General features: G+C 53.8%; 13 protein-coding genes. 2 read left to right on the forward strand and 11 right to left on the reverse strand.

The genetic code is table 11. From position 1 onward, the window contains the following. Positions 1–6: 6 nt before the first annotated feature. From C7T94_RS14680 to C7T94_RS19650, 10 genes are all read right to left on the reverse strand, one after another. Positions 7–1,974, reverse strand: coding sequence for a beta-N-acetylhexosaminidase (locus tag C7T94_RS14680; protein ID WP_239495029.1), 1,968 nt, complete (start codon positions 1,972–1,974; stop codon positions 7–9). Positions 1,975–2,005: 31 nt separating this feature from the next. Then, on the reverse strand, positions 2,006–3,190 hold the full coding sequence (locus C7T94_RS14685; RefSeq protein WP_107216177.1) for an AGE family epimerase/isomerase: 1,185 nt from the start codon (positions 3,188–3,190) through the stop codon (positions 2,006–2,008). Between the two features lie 8 nt (positions 3,191–3,198). Next, positions 3,199–5,271: a GDSL-type esterase/lipase family protein gene (locus C7T94_RS14690; protein ID WP_107216178.1), complete on the reverse strand. Its 2,073-nt coding sequence runs from the start codon at positions 5,269–5,271 to the stop codon at positions 3,199–3,201. After that, positions 5,268–6,839 (reverse strand): sialidase family protein, encoded by a 1,572-nt coding sequence (locus C7T94_RS14695; protein WP_107216179.1) that lies wholly within the window; start codon positions 6,837–6,839, stop codon positions 5,268–5,270. Before C7T94_RS14695 ends, C7T94_RS14690 begins: the two co-directional genes overlap by 4 nt. Beyond that, positions 6,817–8,094 (reverse strand): MFS transporter, encoded by a 1,278-nt coding sequence (locus C7T94_RS14700; protein ID WP_107216740.1) that lies wholly within the window; start codon positions 8,092–8,094, stop codon positions 6,817–6,819. The genes C7T94_RS14695 and C7T94_RS14700 overlap by 23 nt, the downstream gene beginning before the upstream one ends. Positions 8,095–8,109: 15 nt before the next feature. Further along, the gene (locus C7T94_RS14705; RefSeq protein ID WP_162618716.1) at positions 8,110–9,243 is read right to left on the reverse strand and encodes a tRNA wybutosine-synthesizing protein 4 beta-propeller domain-containing protein; all 1,134 of its coding nucleotides are present in this window, start codon (positions 9,241–9,243) and stop codon (positions 8,110–8,112) included. A gap of 31 nt (positions 9,244–9,274) precedes the next feature. Further along, positions 9,275–10,213, reverse strand: coding sequence for a dihydrodipicolinate synthase family protein (locus tag C7T94_RS14710; RefSeq protein ID WP_107216742.1), 939 nt, complete (start codon positions 10,211–10,213; stop codon positions 9,275–9,277). 74 nt (positions 10,214–10,287) lie between these two features. Beyond that, positions 10,288–11,853: a SusD family outer membrane lipoprotein NanU gene (gene nanU, locus C7T94_RS14715; protein WP_107216181.1), complete on the reverse strand. Its 1,566-nt coding sequence runs from the start codon at positions 11,851–11,853 to the stop codon at positions 10,288–10,290. Positions 11,854–11,873: 20 nt separating this feature from the next. Continuing rightward, on the reverse strand, positions 11,874–14,399 hold the full coding sequence (locus tag C7T94_RS14720) for a SusC/RagA family TonB-linked outer membrane protein (protein WP_239495030.1): 2,526 nt from the start codon (positions 14,397–14,399) through the stop codon (positions 11,874–11,876). After that, positions 14,387–15,190 (reverse strand): carboxypeptidase-like regulatory domain-containing protein, encoded by an 804-nt coding sequence (locus C7T94_RS19650; protein ID WP_239495031.1) that lies wholly within the window; start codon positions 15,188–15,190, stop codon positions 14,387–14,389. The genes C7T94_RS14720 and C7T94_RS19650 overlap by 13 nt, the downstream gene beginning before the upstream one ends. A gap of 167 nt (positions 15,191–15,357) precedes the next feature. Here C7T94_RS19650 and C7T94_RS14725 point away from each other — a divergent pair, with 167 nt between their 5' ends. Both C7T94_RS14725 and C7T94_RS19425 read left to right on the forward strand, forming a co-directional pair. Next, complete coding sequence (locus tag C7T94_RS14725; RefSeq protein ID WP_107216182.1) at positions 15,358–16,059, forward strand: FadR/GntR family transcriptional regulator; 702 nt, start codon at positions 15,358–15,360, stop codon at positions 16,057–16,059. Positions 16,060–16,148: 89 nt separating this feature from the next. After that, positions 16,149–16,532: a hypothetical protein gene (locus C7T94_RS19425; protein WP_162618717.1), complete on the forward strand. Its 384-nt coding sequence runs from the start codon at positions 16,149–16,151 to the stop codon at positions 16,530–16,532. Positions 16,533–16,564: 32 nt separating this feature from the next. Here the strand turns inward: C7T94_RS19425 and C7T94_RS14735 are convergent, their stop codons facing one another. Next, positions 16,565–17,071 (reverse strand): hypothetical protein, encoded by a 507-nt coding sequence (locus C7T94_RS14735; RefSeq protein ID WP_162618718.1) that lies wholly within the window; start codon positions 17,069–17,071, stop codon positions 16,565–16,567. Positions 17,072–17,133 lie beyond the last annotated feature (62 nt).

Here is a 17,133-nt window from a genome sequence, read left to right on the forward strand (position 1 = left end):
CCTTCCTCACTGCCCCGCTTCAACAAAAGTAAACATCCATTTCTGCGGATTTTTCCAGTCTGCACCGCGAAATGAGGCAATGGGAAGTTTTATACAAACGTCATTCCACCCCTTTTTGAGCCGGATCAGCGCAGGTTCGCGATACTCATAACCTTCATCGACCAGGGGCCGCTCCAGCTGTCCCTTCATGCCCGCCTGTGACCAGGCCGGCGGCTGAACAATCTGGCCATTTACAAATACCTGGCTGCCGCGGTTGTCCCACATGCCGGCTGCCGGCGAATCTGACTCATACGAGCGCGATATGTTGTTAAACCCGATCCAGAATCTGGCGGTGCGGGCCTCGTCGCTCCAGATCCGTGTGGTGGCGTACCAGGTGGTTTGCTCGCGTGGGTCTGGCAGCACTCCTTTTACCTGCGGTGCCCACCAGTGCCGCAACACGAGGGTACCACCCACTCGTTCCAGCACGTGTTTTTCATGTGCAGGATCGAAACCCGGTTTTTCAGGCGCAAAAGCCAGACTCAAATCTCCTGCGTTTGGATAGGGCCCGAAAAATTTCCAGACCTGGTCTGACTGCCTGGCGTAGGGAAACGGAAGCCCCGCGAAATGCCTTTTCTTATGCAGCAGCAGCCGGTTTTCGAACGCAGCAAAGGTTTTGGCGCCGTCGCTTCCCGGTGCGCCGATGGCGGCGGTCCAGCCCGGCGTTCCCCCACCCCGCCAGCTCCGCTCGGCAAAAGCCAGCATGGCCGGATAAATGGGGTTTTGGATAAAAATATCTTCGGGCCGGTGTACACGGCGGTCGGGCCATGCACAAATGATCCCGCCAAGGGCGGTTGGGCTCCCTTCGTTCAGGTTACAGATCTGCCGGTTAAAAATAGTCACCACGCTTTCCAGCGGATCCATGTGGTTCAGGTACAGGTGGCGGGAATCTACATAACGGATATTTTTATTCGCGCTTACCTTCGTGGCACCTTCCATCCACAGCTGCCTGATGGTGGTTTCAGAAAAATTACCGCCGGGCTCCCAGCCGATCACCTTTTTACCCAGGCTTTCGATCAGCTGTGTAACTTCGGGCAAAAAGTTCTTGTTGGTAATCTTCACCTCGTCTGCACCAATGTGGAGATAAGGCACATCGTACGTGCTGCAAAATTCGCGGATGATATTTTTGACGATGGCCAGGCCGCTGTCGCTTTGCATATCCACCTTCATGGCCCGTTTAAAAGCGGCACTGTGACCGGGCATATCTATTTCCGGGACAAGTGTAATGTGCCGTTCCCTGCAATAGGCGATCAATTCTTTGAGGTCTTGTTCCGTGTAATATTTGCCTTTGTCGCGCAGCATGGTCTCTGGATCGGTAAGCTGCGGATAACGTTTGCTCTGCAGACGCCAGGCCAGGTCTTCGGTAAAATGAAAATGAAAAATGTTGTACTTGTACCGGGACATGACGTCAATCTGCTGTTTAAGCAAATGCATGGGCATGAAATTTCGCCCGGCATCGATCATATACCCCCGCCAGCTGAAGGCCGGCCAGTCGGTCAATTCAGCGGCCGGCACTTTTTTCTGGTCTGAAATCAGCTGCCGCAATGTCGCCAGGGCATAAAACATCCCGGCACGGTCCCCCGCCCTCAGCACGATGCTGTTTTTGCTTACCGACATCCGGTAAGCCTCAGCCTTCGTTCCGCTCGCCTGCGCTGTGGCCAGTTCAATGACATTTGCAGCACCAGCCCGGCCATACTTAACCGGTACCGTCAGGCCCGCAGTTTTCAGGTAACCCTGCAATACCAGAGCTTCTTTGCCAAAAAGCCGATCGGTTACAACAACGGCCTGGCACGACTGCAGGTCGAAAACACCCGGCGCTCGCACCACGCTTCGGGGCATGGGCAGCAGTTGTGCATAAGGATCGGGTGCCTGCCGCGCCCACGTAAACAGTGCAGATAAAGTTAGGGTCGCAACAAGGAATGCATATTTCATGTTCATGGCTGATCGGTCGGTTTTTGATTAAAAGCGGCTACTTCTGCAGATAGGCATTCAGTTGCATCATGCAATACCACTCTTGCCGTGGCAGGTGAAAGGGTCCTTTAAACAGATTGCCCTTGGCCGTTTGTGCAAGACTGCCGTCCCGGTGCAGGTACCCAAACCACTCACCGTGCACTTTGTCGTGAAAATGCCGGTAGGCATAATCATGCACAAGCCGGTGGCGATCTGCATATTTCTCGTCGCCGGTCATCAGGTAGGCCAGCAGCGTTGCAATGATGACTTCATTGTGCGGCCACCAGAACTTCATGTCCTGCCAGTATTCCTGCACAGGTTTGTCGTACACATCGCGGAAATACAGGATACCGCCCTGTGCTTCGTCCCAACCGCGTTCCCACATGTAGTCGATCATTTTGCAGCCGAGGGCAATCAGTTCCGGATCATTGTTCCGGTACCGGGCCTCATGAAGGATAAACCAGGCGCCTTCAATGGCATGACCGGGGTTGAGCGTGCGGCCATCAATGTGGTCAATGATGCTGCCATCGGGTGCAACCTGCTCCATCACACAGCGGATATCATCTTTGACAAAATCCCGGCGAATTTCTTCGATCCACTTGTCTATCCATTCATCACAGCGCGGATCGCCAATCGTTTCCCGCAACTGCTGTGCGGTATTGATCATGATCATGGGTACGCCGATTCCTTTCGCGGGGCGAGTGCCGGTAAATTTCGGCGGCAGCAAACCCGGTGTGGTGGCATACCTGATGCAGCGCCCAAACAGGTCGCGCGCCAGGGCTGCAGCCTGCTCATCGCCGCTGGCCTTCGCATACGCGGCATTGGCTATGGTTGCAAAAGTCTCAGAAAAAAAGTACCGGCGTTTGCGGAGCGGTTCTCCGCGCCGCGTCACGTGAAAAAACATTTGGCCGTCGGCATCAAAACAATGTTTGTTCAAAAAATCGATACCGCTTTTGGCCCCTTCCAGCCATTCGGCCTTCTGCTCGACCGTATTGTAAAGGGTAGACAGCAGCCAGGCGGCACGGCCCTGAATCCAGACCGCTTTATCGTCATCGATCAGGGTGCCGTCCTGGTCGCGCATCAGCAGGTAACCACCGTATTCGGTATCGATCGATCTTGGAAACCAAAAAGGGACGGTATCGTTCAGCAGCTGGTTGCTATAAAAGTTCCGCAGTGCGGACAAATCTTCCTGAGTGTAATGCATGTAAAATGTTATTGAAGGTTGATTGAAAAAGTTGAAGCCGGCAGACCTGCCTCATTGTTCAGATTGGCCCGGCTGTATGGCTGCCAGGCATATTGTACGGCCCTGACCTGCTGACCCGGCGGCACCTGCAGGGTAACCTGCCGCTTGCCCGAAATGGTTTGAACGGGCACCAGGTGACGGCCCTGGTCAGTCAGCAGTTCAAAGCCGGCCAGTGCCGCACCGTTCCGGGTTTGCAGCCGCGTGGCTTCCTTAAATGAAATGAGAATTTGACCATTCAGCTGTTCAGCTTTAACTGCTACCGGACCGCTGGCGCTGACATTGCGCCCATAGGTATGCTTTAAGGCCAGCAACGCGAGCCGCTCGCCCACCTGCTGCTTCTGGCGGGGGTGGACATCGAGCGAATCGCCCAGGTCCAGGGTTATGGCCATGGCCGTACCGGGTACCGACTGTGCAAGCTTGCGCTGTACATCTCTGAAATAGGGCCACGAGGGACGGTTCAGGCTGGACAGTTGCACAAAATAGAATGGAAAATCATAGCCCCATTGCCTCCGCCAGCTGTTGACCAGGATAGGGAAACTGTGGGCATAAGCTTCCGGATTGTGCGCGCTGCTTTCGCCCTGGTACCACAGCACACCGCTGATGGGAAAGCCGACCAGCTTTGCAATACCGGCCTCGAAACCATAACAGGGCTCATAAGGATGCCGCTGGCGTGTCTTTGCGGCGTTCTTCAGGTTAACACCTGCCCGTTCGCGCACCCATGGCTGGATAAAATCAGACTGCCGCCAGTTTGCCAGCGCGTCAACCAGTTCAGCGTCGTGGTCGGAAGTATAGCGGTCTATCCAGGATTCTATACCCGATCCGCCGATGGCTACCTCGATCAGACCAACCGGCACCTGCTCTTGTTCGGTAATGCGCTTGCCGAAATAATAACCAACGGCCGAGAAGGCGCCCACAGCCGCTGCATCGGCCGTTTTCCATTCACCCTTAAAATAGTTGAGTTTATTGACTCGGTCCAGCACCCCATCAGACCAGGCTTCAGCATTGGTTTCAGCGAGCTGCTCAAACTTGAGCAATCGCAGCAAGGGGTTGGGTTTCATTTCCTGCAGTTCGGCTTTGCCGGTTGTCGCAGCCTTTAACTGGAACGCCATGTTAGACTGGCCACTGCACAACCACACATCGCCGATCAGGATGTCTTTGACCTCGCGTACTGATCCTGCACCCGACACCCTCATCTGGTAAGGGCCGCCGTGTTTCATAGGGGGGAAAACCACTTTCCACTGCCCCGCGGCCGTAGCCTGTGTAGCCATTCGCTGCCCGTTCAATTCAACCGTTACCGCTGCGCCGGCGTTTGCTGTACCCGATACCGGGATGGGTTGGTTGCGCTGCAGAACCATGTGATCTGTGAAGACCGGCGACAGGCTGAACCCGCCAAAGTCGCCTGTCAGGCTGCTGTACACCGTACGTGCGATGATTGCTGCGCCTTCCTGGTCGGGATGTAAATTATCTGCGAACAGATCCGGACGGTTCTGAAGCGGTTTGTTGAGGTCTATAACCGATGCCTGGTTGGCCCTGGCAATGGCTGGGATCAATTCCTGGATCTGCCAGTACCAATCTCTGGTACCTGATTTAAAACGGGGATGCCCGCTAAAAATCGGCGTGAGCCTGCATACATAAATTTTTACCGCCGGATTTTGTTTTTTCAGCGTATCCAGCAGCCAGCTGTAGTCGGCCGCAAACTCGTCCCGGTAGTCGGGCCAGTTGCGCGGATCTGTATCATTCAGCCCGAGGTGTACAATGGCAATATCAGGCCTGAAGTTCATGGCCAGGCCGAACTCGCGCGTTTTATAATAAGGCCGGTGGCCTTTTCTTAACAGGGTTGCACCGCTCAGTCCGAAATTGCCGACCTGGTATTTGCTGCCCAGCAGCTGTTGCAAAACAGCAGGATAGGATTCAGTAGCCGGGTTTTTTAATCCGTACCCGAAAGTTACCGAGTTACCAATACAGGCAACTTTTACGGGCTGTGCCCGGACTGCCAACTGCAGAGCTAGCGCGACAACTATCGTTCCGACCAATTTTTTCATTTGCCCGCACTTTGTTTGACTACATCTTTAACCGGGATCCTGACAAACAGCAGGCTGCCCACACCTTCATACAGGAGTCCGAGGGTTTGTCCGTCTATCTGGCTCAGGCAAGAGTACCCGTAAGACCGGCGCTCGTCCAGGTAGAGGGAATTTTCTGCCGTCCAGCTCTCGCCCAGGTCCAGGCTTGCCTTGACGGTGGTGTGGGCGCGCGGACCTGTTGACGTGTTGAGGTTGCTGAAAAACAAGACCTCGCGGGTGCCGCCCTTCAGTTGAACCGGAGCCTTGATCAGGCTGGCCATGCAGACGGGGTCGGGCAAAGCCGAGCGGGAGGTGGCGTGCTCGGTCCAGGTCTGGCCCAGATCGGTCGTGGTGGCCACGCTTCTGAATTTTCCGCGGTTGTCGCGCATGTTCAACATGATCGTGCCTGGCTGGTTCTCAACCAGTTGGGCCTCGGTGGTATTGGACTTGGCACCTACGCCGGCTTTCCAGGTCTGGCCATGGTCTGCGCTGTAGATTAGGGTCGAGTGCGGCATTTTGGCTGCGTCCCAGTATTGGGCCGGAAAGACGAGCTTCCCATCGGCCATGGCGATGCCGTTGCCCGGACCGGGAAAAAACAGGCGCCATTCCGGATTCTTAACCTGGTTGGTAATGCTATAAGGTTTTGACCAGGTCAGGCCATCGTCGGTGCTTTTGGTGATCAGAAACTGTCCCGTTTCATCGGGGGTTAGCCCCGGGCCGGAACCGGCTATAGACCGGTTGCCCTTGCTCCACAAGGCGGCTACCCAGATGGTTTTGGTTGCCGGATCGAACAGCACGGATGGATCGCCGCAGCCACTGTTGTCGCGCGGGCCGCCCATGTCCATGATGTTTTTCATCCCTTCCCAGGTTTTTCCGCCATCCGTACTCCGGCTCATGCCCACGTCAATATTGGCCGGCAAATCGCCCGAATGGTCATACCGGATGTCGTAAACGGTAATCAGGGTCCCCCTATCGGTAGTCACCATGCCAGGTATGCGGTAAGTGTGCACCTGCTCTTCGGTGGGTTTGCGCAGGGCAAAGCCGAGGTAACGTGGCGAAACCTGCTGCTGCGCTATGGCGTGCGTTTTTCCTGATGCATCGGTTACCCGGTCTGCGCGAATGGTAAGGCGACGGTCAATGTCAGCATCATCGCGAAGCACGACGCTCAGCCAAAAGGTAGACTTTCCGTTTCCTGCCGAAGCCTGGACAGGAATGCGGAATTTTGCACCTGCCGGCGCAGTGCTGCCCACTAGTTTACCGGCCTCGGGCTGCAGGAAATCGCCCTGGTAAAGTTCAACTTTGGCCACCAGGCCGCTGCCCCCCGCAAGGATTTGACCCTCCAGTTGCCTGATATCCTGCACCTGTGCGCCATCAATTTCCAGATTCAGGTAAGGATTCCGGTCCATCCGTTTAAAGATCGGGTTCACTGTTGGCCGGGCAGTTATGGCGGCACCCGTACCGGCGCCAGACTGCAGACGCGCTGCACACCCTACCGTGGCTACCATTGCAATAAGCGCAAGGAAACCGCTAAGAATTCTCGTTTTTTTCATTGTTGCGTGTGGTTATAGGCTGCGCCTCCGTAAAATCGTTCACTTTAGGGCGCAGAAAATAGAGTTGTATGAGGAGGGCAACCAGTACAATGCCTGCAAGCATGGCAAAATCCTGCCCCAGATGGCCAGCATCTGAAGAACGCCCGAGTAAGTTGGTAATGTAGGCGCCGGAAAATACACCTGTCATGTTCATGAGCCCGTAGGCCGTGGCGCGGTAACGTGACGGAACAAACTGGCAAAGAATAGGCATATTATTGGCGTCAAAAATGCCGAATCCAAGACCGAAGCAAACGGCTGCGCCCACCACGTGCAGCAGGGAATGACCGAAACCAAGCAGCAACAACGATGGGATGGTCAGCGCCAGGCCAATGGCGCTGGTATAGATCCGGCCCTTCACATTTTTGGTTACCCAGCGGTCTGACAGCAGCCCGCCGGCAATGACACCCAGGAAAGAAGATGCCGCGATGGTGATGGTCGAGAGCGGCCCCGCGGTCGACATGGGCACGTTCAGGTTTTCAGCAAATAACGTGGGCAGCCAGTTTTTTGCAGCCCATCCGGGCAGACTGGGTACCGTAAAATAAAACAGGATGATCCAGAATGAAAGGTTGCTCAGCAGCAGCGCCATGCCTTTAAACACCGACGGCTGATGCCGGCTATCGGTTGCAAGCGGGACCGCAGCCGCTGCTTTTTTCTCCCGGAGGAAAAACACCAGCACCACTGCATATACAATACCGGCAATGCCAAAAGAATGGAAGGTGGCCTGCCAGGAGAACCGGTCGGCAATGGTGGCGCCAAAACCGCCAAGCGCCTGGCCCATATAAAGGCCAGTCATGTGGATGCCGACTGCGAGTGACCTGGTTTTCGGCCCGTGCAGATCGGCGATCAGCGAAAGGCCTGCCGGAATATACAGCGCCTCACTCACGCCCATCAGGGCACGCAGCCAGTAAAGCTGGTTAAACGTAGTTGCGTAACCCATAAGGTACGTAACGGCCGACCAGACAAAAAGACTGCCTACAATGATCCATTTGCGGTTCAGTTTATCTGCGATCATGCCCGAAACAGGGCTCATAAAGCCATATATCCACAGGAAAACAGCCATCAGGTAACCAAAATTAGCTGCAGACTGCAGTTCTGTGATGTCCGCTTGCATCGCTGGCTTCATGGTCGAGAGCATTTGCCGGTCCATGTAGTTGAGCAAGGCCACCACCCAAAGCAGGCCGACGGCAATCCATGGATATCTTTTTGTATTCATCATGTTCATTCCGGTAAATTACTCAATTGTGCCGATGTTGATATCCGGCGTTCTTACACCCGGCCTGATCTCGCCGCTCGGCAGAATGATTTTTTCGCCCCAAAACCGGGCAGTCGTTGTGACCTGCGCCGGAAACGGAAGTTCGCCTGCACTGGTCCAGCAGTCTTTCCGGGTATTGTAAAGCAGCATGCCGCGAAAAAAACCCTGATGGTTGATGACAAGTTCATTTTTTTCGCGGGTAAGCCGCTCCTTTTCTTCAGGTGTTTTTGCCGCTGCAATGGCGGCAAGGAAGGTCTCGATCTTGTGGAACACCTCTCCCCTGTCGCCCCCGGCCAGCAGAATGAGGTCTGGGCCGACCGCAAGGCCCGTACCAGCCGAAAGGTTCATTGGAGTCTTCTCATCAGAAACCGCCGCTCGTTGCTCCCAGGTATTGTTTTGCGTATCGAAAAAATATACTGAGCCATGCAGCTTGCTAATACCTGTTAGTGTTTTCGTGCGGCCGCCGATCAGGAAAATACCCGACCGGTCGCCACTTTTTTGGGCAACCAGCACCGTGTTGGCCAGGGCTACCGGCAGATCGGGCAAGGGCTGCCACTCCGGCCGGGCCGCACGCAGGTCGAGCGATAAAAATGTAGCCGAAGACACAAGTGCGCCATCACCTCCTGCTGCATAAACTGTATGGCCAATGCTGACCAGGGCCGTATTCGTCAGCGCGAGCGGCAGGTCAGGCAGGCGCTTGATGGCAACCTGCCGTTGCCGGGGCTCCCAGCGTAAGAGGTATGCCTGTCCGGACAACCCGGCCTCGTTTTCACCACCGGCATAGACAATCCCCTCGGGTGTAGATGTACTGCCGGCATAGGCAACCGCCTGAGACAGCCTGCACCGCACAGCTGCGGCCTTCAGCCCCGGCCCGTCTGGAACGAACACATGTATCTCATCGCTATAGTGCTTTTTCCCGCCTTCCCAGGGCATCTTTTCCGGGAAATTTGCGCCGCCCGCCAGGAGAAACACCTCCCGGTGAATTCCGGATACGGCGCCGGCTACGCCTGCGGCCACCCGGCCATCTTCGTTTACTAACCGCACAGGGGGCAGCCATCTGACGGCCGGCGCAGCTGGCTGCTGTGCAAGGGCCGTCGTTGTTGACAAGATCATAGAAAAAATTAAGCGACCGTATGTAAGCATATTAAGTAAGCCTGGCAGCAGGCACTGATTTAAACGTATCGAAGCCGAGCAACTCGACATCTGCTTTGAATGCTTTGAACTGCTCGGCATTCATATTGGCAACCGGCAGCCTGAATTCGCCGCAGTCGATCCCGACCAGTTTCATGTAAGTTTTACCCACCGAGATCCCACCATATTTACCCAGCAGCCTGATCATATCGATCGACTTCTGCTGCAGCGATCGTGCCCTGACAAGGTCATTCTGATTAAATGCCTCGATCATATCATGGTAAAGTGGCGCAGCATAATTAAAGGTGCTGCCTACCGCGGCCTTCGTTCCCAGGACCAGAGCAGAAAGGAGATTTTCATCCCGTCCGGCGAGGATATCGTATTTGCCGCCGCCAAAGTTCAGGCAGGTCTGAAAATCCATGAAGTCCTCATGCGTAAATTTGATGCCGGCAAAGTTCGGGATCTTGCCATCTACCGCTTTAAGCAGGTCGAACATGGCGTAATTTCCGCCGGTTAATACGGGGATGTGGTAGTAATAAAAAGGCATTTCCGGAACCACTGCGGCAATCTCGGCGCAGGCTGCGGCCAAAACGGCCACATTGGCCGGTTTAAAGTAGAAAGGGGATGTGAAAGAAACCGCGTCAAGTTTCTCTGACGCGGCATGCAGCGCAAGGTCCTTGCAATCGGCCAGGCAGGTACCGCCCAGCAGCATGATCACTGTAAAATCCGGGTCGCCGCCAGCGCAGGCGGCCCAGGCAGAAGCAACCTGTTTTTTCTCTGCTGGCGTCATGGAAACCCCTTCGCCGGTAGACCCGCAGATAAAGGCTCCCGAAACACGGTTTGCCTTTAGAAATTCGTAGTATCCGGGTATCATGGAGAGGTCAAGAGCTCCGCGCTGATCCATGGGTGTAAATGGTGCGGCAATTAAGCCTGCAAGTTTTGGTATAGTCATATTCAATAGCTGTAAAACAATGAGGTGTAAAGACCGGCCGCTGGCAACCATACCTGCGGCCGGTCTGCATGGATTTAAAATTGCGGGTACCCCTCGGTTTGCGTGAGTGCGCGGTTATTGGTCAGGGTTGCGCGGTCGACCGGCCAGAGCAATTTGTACGACTCTGTAGCAGGCAGACTGGTATTCGCAAACACAAAGCTGTCGCCCATGCGCCTCAGGTCATACCAGCGTTTCCCTTCGCCGACAAATTCATACAGGCGCTCACGAAGAATGGCGTTTCTGGCATCGCTGTCGCCCGGCTGGTTCGGGAAGCCCTGAACCTGCGCATTGTAAGCCGAGCCGAATGCCCTGGCCCGGACCTCGTTGATCTCTGCAGCCGGACTTTCGCCCAGGATAACTTTCGCTTCGGCCAGCAGCAAAAGCAGGTCTGCATACCGGTAGATGGGGTAATCGTTCGTATACTTCCGCAGGCCTGCATCCTGCTGCCCCTGGTATTTCTTTAAAAAAGTGCCTTCGATCTTGTAGCTGCCATTGCCCTGCAGGGAATAAGCTGCCTGAATCGACGCATCGCGCCGGGTATCCTGGGCGCTGAATTTCCGGTACGTGGCGATCCTGACCGGCGCACGCAGCAGTCCGCCATAATTTTCAGAAACCACATTGAACTTCCGGTTTGCAAGCGAGTCATAAAAGTTGGCGATCAGGCCTGCCTGCGGGGTAAACGATCCTGGAATAAATGTCATTTCGGCTTCGTTCAGCTGGTTTCTCGCTACCATGATCATTTCCCTGTTGCCTTTCGTGCTGAACACATCGGCAAACGGGCTCAGTTGCGGATTGGAAGAGGCTGTGACCAGCCCAAGTCCCGCTACGTTTGTCCTGATCTCCGTTAACGCCGATTTGGCAACGGTGGCGTCGGCTGTTCCGCCGGTGCGGTTTGCGGTCCACAGATAAACTTCAGCTTTCAGCATCAGGCTCGCCGCCTTTGACCAGTAAGCCTTATTCCTCTTGATGCTGTAATCTGTTCCGAAACTTGCCAGCGAACGTTCAACATCTTCGCGCACAAACTTCAGCACATCAGCCGCAGGCGTGGCCCCTTTGGCCAGGTTGAACAGGTCCAGGTTCCCCGCATCGATGAAATCTGTTTGCAATACTGTTTTGCCCCAGCTGCGGTACAACTGAAAATAATAGAACGCGCGCATGCCATAGGCTATGCCCAGGTAATACTTTTTATTGGCTTCAGTAACAATATCGGTCGTCGTTAACTTACCGATCAGCAGGTTCAACTGGTTGATATTGGTGTAAAAACCACCGTAGTTGCTCACTCCCGGAATATCGAGTGTCAGCGAGTGCTGCCACATGCGCTCCAGGCCCTGCGATGCTTCGCCGGTAAACGATGCCGTCGTACCGGGATCGTTGCCGTAAATATCTGCACGCAATTCGCCCAGGAACATAAAGTTGCCGCTGTGGCTGCGAAGCCGGCTGTGTACGCCCGAGACAAAGGCATCATACTGATCGGGTGTCTTCCAGTAGCTGTCATCGCTCAGGTTGCTGACCGGTGTCAGTTCCAGGCTGTTTTTGCACGATGACAGGGCTGTGAGGATCAGCAGGCAGATGCCCAGCAGCCGTTTATAGTTTTTTATCATGATTTCTGACTGTAAAAAAATTAAAATGAAACATCTAGACCAAACACGAAGGTTCTTGGTAAGGGGTAAGCACCGGCGTAAATGCCCGTCACATTGTTATTGCCGTCTATCGGCGCTTCTGGCGAAGGTCCGCTGAACCTGCTGATGTAAAACAGGTTGCTGCCGGTTGCATAAACCCTGGTGTTGGTCAGCAGTTTGGTTTTCGAGGTCAGCGTTTTGGGCAGGGTGTAAGAAAGCGTGATTTCTCTCAGTGCCAGGTAGTCTCCTTTTTCGTAGAACCTGGAGTTGTTGCTGTTCAGCACAATGTTGGCATTGTTGGCCCGGGTATAGTTTTGTTTTGATCCCAGCACCTGGTCTGCAAAATAAACCTTGGGCACATCAGTGTTTGGATTCTCGGGCGACCACGATTGTTTCATCAGGTCAATGTAATTGAAAGTGCCCTGGTAGTTGCCCATCGTTCTGGCCACGAGGTCGTTATAAATGGTATGCCCAAGTGCAAATTCGAATCGGGTGTACAAGGAGATGCCTTTATAAGAAGCATTGGCATTGAAACCGCCGGTCCATTTCGGAATGGTGCTTCCCAAATAAACCTGGTCGCGGGAATCAATGATATTGTCGCCATTTACGTCTTCCCAGTTCACATCGCCGGGTGTAATGCGGCCGCCGGTACCTGCAGGCAGGTTCGGACCGGTAATGTTGGCGATGGCATCGGTTCGGTTGCCGGCAATCCTGGCAATTTCCTCGGCATCGCGGAAGATAGACAACTGTCTGAAGCCATAGATATCGCCGAGGCTTTGACCTTCCTGAATGCCTCCTACCCAGATGACCTGGCCTGAGGCAGGGTCAAAGACCTGCAAGCCGCCCTGCCGGTTGTTTGCATTGCCGTTAAATGGCAGTTTCAGCACTTTATTTTTTACATAACTGGCATTTGCGCCCAGGTTCAGGCTGAAACCGCCCTTGGTGTTCAGCACGCGGGCGTTCACTGCCATTTCATAACCACGGTTCTGCAGCGTACCCAGGTTCGTTTTGAGCGGCGGGTAACCGATGTAACTGGGCAGCGTCAGGTCGGTGAGCAGGTCTGACGTTCTGCGGTCATAATAATCAAAGAGGAACGTCAGCTTGTCGCCGAACAACCCCAGGTCGAGGCCCAGGTCGATCGTTTTGCTTTTTTCCCAGCGCAGGTTCGCATTCGGGAGTTTTTCGTGCAGGAAACCGCCTACGCCATCATAATTGGTTGGCGAGCTGTAAACGCCCTGCACATCATAGCGGCCCAAACCGGCTATGTTGCCGTTTACACCATAACTAACCCTCGGTTTGAGTGTGGAAACATACTTACCAAGCACGGAACCGCTCATGAAAGCTTCTTTGTGCAGGTTCCAGCCAGCCGAAATGCCAGGGAAATATCCCCATTGGTGTCCTTGCGGCAAACTGGACACCCCGTCTGCACGCAAGACAGCAGTAAACAGGTATCTCTGATCAAAGTCATAGGCAAACCGGCTCAGTACCGAGTTCATGCGGAAAGCCGACAACTCACTGTAGTTGGCTTTGTTGGTACCGAGCGGGTTCAGATTGGGCGTTGTTGCCGGGAAAACGGTCGATGCGTTAATGGTTACGATTTCATCAGTTGGAGCATTCTGGCCATAAACCTGCGCGTTCAGCGATTTAGTCATAAACGTCTCTGCGCCCACCATGGCGCTGATACCATGTTTCGCAAGCGTTTTATTGTAATTCAGAATCCCGTTAAACTGGGTTTGAAAATCACGCCTGCGGGTATTGATCGCATCGCGGGTACTGCTGTTGATGGTTTGCGGGGTCGCAAAAATATTGGTGTACAGCTGGGTCGATTTCTGGAAGGACTGGTCCAGCCGGTCGAACAGGTAGGCATTTCCCGAAGCCTTAAAGTAGAGTCCGGGCAGCAGGTCCCACTTAACCGACCCGTTTACCACGACCTTATTGATCTCGTTCGACCTTTCTACGCGCCCAAGCCAGTACAGCGGGTTGCCGTCATTGATCCCGTTACCCGGGTTCGGTCTTGTTTTCGCTTCGTCCAGCCACGGATTAAAAGTGGGCCAGATGGCCAGGCTGCGGTACATGGAGTTCACCTCTGAACCGATTACCCCGATTTGCGATGAAGTAGACAGCGTGACGCCACCGGTCACTTCGACTGCGGGTTTCACCTTGTAAGACCCATTGATATCGCCTGTATAACGTTTATATTTCGAGCCTACAATTACACCGTCCTCGTCGAAAGCATTGAACGACGCAAAGTATTTTCCTTTTTCATTGCCGCCACTGGCATTTACGTAATGATCTTTTGTATAGGTGTTTCTGAAAACAACGTCTTCGATCTCGCCTGCATGGTCTTTGAACATGATTTGGCCGCCATACGGATCGTTCATAACCTCCCAGCCGGCGGGCAACTGCGTTGTACCCGGCGTGTAAGCCCGGATGTCGAAACTGCCCAGGTCTGCAGCACCGGTCAGCAGGCCAAGCCCGCGCGAGCTGTTTACCTGCGCCAGGGTTCTGCCGGCATTCAGGTAACCCAAACGGGTGTATAAATATAGTCGCGCGCGCCAAGATAGTGGTAGGCTTCTCTCCGTGCATTGTAACCGCCGGTAAATTTGTAGGCGATCTGCGAAGTGCCGGCCTTGCCCGTTTTGGTCGTGATCAGGATTACCCCATTGTTGGCCCGGGCACCATAAATGGCCGTGGCCGATGCATCCTTGAGTACTTCCATCGATTCGATGTTTTCTGAAGAAATGTCGTTGTAGTCACGGATGACACCGTCTACGATAACCAAGGGGGCTCCGGGACTGTTGATACTGGCTCCGCCACGCAAGGTTACTGCCGGCCCTGCGCCGGGCTGCCCGCTACGGGTTACCACCTGCAAACCAGGAATGGTTCCCTGGAGTGCGCTGCCCACATTTGAGCGCGGAGCGCTGGCCAGGACCTCCTTATCAAGTTTGGCGATCGAACTGGTTACCGTACGGCGGTTCTGTGTACCGTAACCGACCACAACAACTTCGTCGAGTTTCGCAGCAGCCGACTTCAGCACGATCTTGAAACTGGCCGCATTGCCTACCCGGATTTCCTGGGTTTGGTACCCCACGTAACTGATCACCAGTACGTCCTCGACGCCTGCCTGCAGGCTGAACTTGCCATCAAGATCGGTTTGGGTACCGGCGGGCGTGCCTTTAATGAGTACCGTTGCGTTCGGAATGGGCTGGCCGTCATCACTGCCAGTCACGCTGCCGGTTACCCGTTTGTTCTGCGCCTGTACGGCTACCGAAAAGAGGCAGCATACCAGCACCAGTGTTTTAAAATAAAAATGTTTCATATTGGTTTTATTTGGTTAACGTTATTATGTTATACATAATACCAATAAAGTAACAACTTCTGTTTTAATTTTGCAAATGAATTTTCGATATTCAGGTATTTTTAGATATAGGTCTATATTTGCGGCCTTGAGTATACACACGGATCATTCTATCATCATACATTATAATGGAAAACATTTCTGATTCATTTCAGCCTGTAGATACCAGTTCACTGGTCGATAAAGTAGAAGCGAACCTGGTCAGGCTGCTTCAGGAGCGTAAATTGAAAATTGGCGATCCCATTCCTACCGAGATCGACCTGTCTAAATCATTGGGCGTAAGCAGAACCGTAACGCGGGAAGCCATTTTACGCCTGCGCCTGATGGGGCTTATCGAAACAAAGAAAAAAAAGGGCTCTGTGATTACCAGCCCGGACATCTTCGGGCTGATGAGCAAGACCATGAACCCGCATATTCTTGACCAGGAAACGTTAAAGGGCATCTTCGAAATCAGGCTGGCGCTGGAGATCGGCATGGCCGACTTTCTGTTCCAGCGCATTACACCCCAGGATCTGCAGGAGCTAAAGGAAATTGTAAAGAATGAGCCCGAAACGGCGCAGAACCACCTGTTTCGCATTGATCATGAAATTATCTTTCATGGGAAACTTTACGAGATCACCGGCAATGAGGCACTCAGGACCTTTCAGAAAATGCTGTTGCCTGTTTTTGACTATGTGCACAACAGCGGGTTGCTGAAAAAACACACCCAGCTACACAAGTTCGTTTCGCATAAGGGCCTGGTCGATATCCTGGAAAATGGCTCGCCCGAATTGTTTCGCAATGCCATGCGCAACCACCTTGAGAACCACTTTGTACGGCTTTTTTCCTGAGTAGTCAACCCAGCGGGTTAACAAAGCACCGGGATCAGGAATAAAACCGCTCCCGCTGCAAACACCAGCGTTAACAGGTGGATATAGGGATGGTTTCTTCTCAAAAAAACAAATTGCTCGATTGTACGGCCCATCCAGAACACAGACATTCCCCCCAGGAGCAGATGGCCCATGGGCGTTGTGCACAGCTCCTGCGGGAAACAAAAACACAGCAGCGCGAAAAGCAGGAAGACATAGATAAGCCTTGTATTCAGGATCTGCATGATAGCACGGTTCGGAAAGCTCAGCTTAAGCAATTCGGTTTTCCAGCTGAAGAGTCTCCAGAACCAGAGGTGAAATACCGCAAAAGCGAGGCAGTATATTCCGCAAATTATAACTATCGTAGCCATTTTGCTTTAAATAAGGCGCTGCCGGCGCTGCTTTGTATCGCAGCCCGCAGGGGCATGGTAAATCTAACTATTTCATGTAAATAAAGTGCCCGGCAAGCAAGGGTTTCGCGTGGCTCCTAGCGGGACAGCCAGCTTTTGATATAAGCTCCCCAGCGCGGTGGGTCAACAGGCTTGGTCAGGATTTTGACCGCAAGAAGACGCCCGCTGCAGTCAATGAGCACAATCCCGCAAAGAGCAGGCTGCTTCTCGGGCTGTTTCCACCTGAAACGGGTTGCGGCCCGGCCTGCCTGCCTGCCTGGCGATTCATCTGCGCCGTACATCAACAACAACTGGTCCTGCACGACAGGTTGTTCCCCGTAGGGCTGAAGGGCACGATGCGGGCCGCTTTCTGCGGAATAAACGACAATATGATACACGCCGGTCTGTCTGCGCTGGTACCTCACGCCCAGCTGCAGCTGCCGGGTCAGATCGAGATGGTAAAATTCTTTGCCCGTTTCATCGACCAGAGATACCGTGGCGTAAACCGCTGCCTGCAGAATTTCGCCATAACTTAGGGTGGTGATGTGCCGCCCGCTCCCTGTCCAGCCGGCTACTTCAAGCACAAGCTGCCCTTGTGTTGTCATCAGGTCCGGACGTTTACACAATTGCAGGGTGAAAAGAGAATGGGAACTTTTCAGACCCAGCT

The sequence above is a fragment of the Pedobacter yulinensis genome (assembly GCF_003029735.1).
Taxonomy (GTDB): domain Bacteria; phylum Bacteroidota; class Bacteroidia; order Sphingobacteriales; family Sphingobacteriaceae; genus Pedobacter; species Pedobacter yulinensis.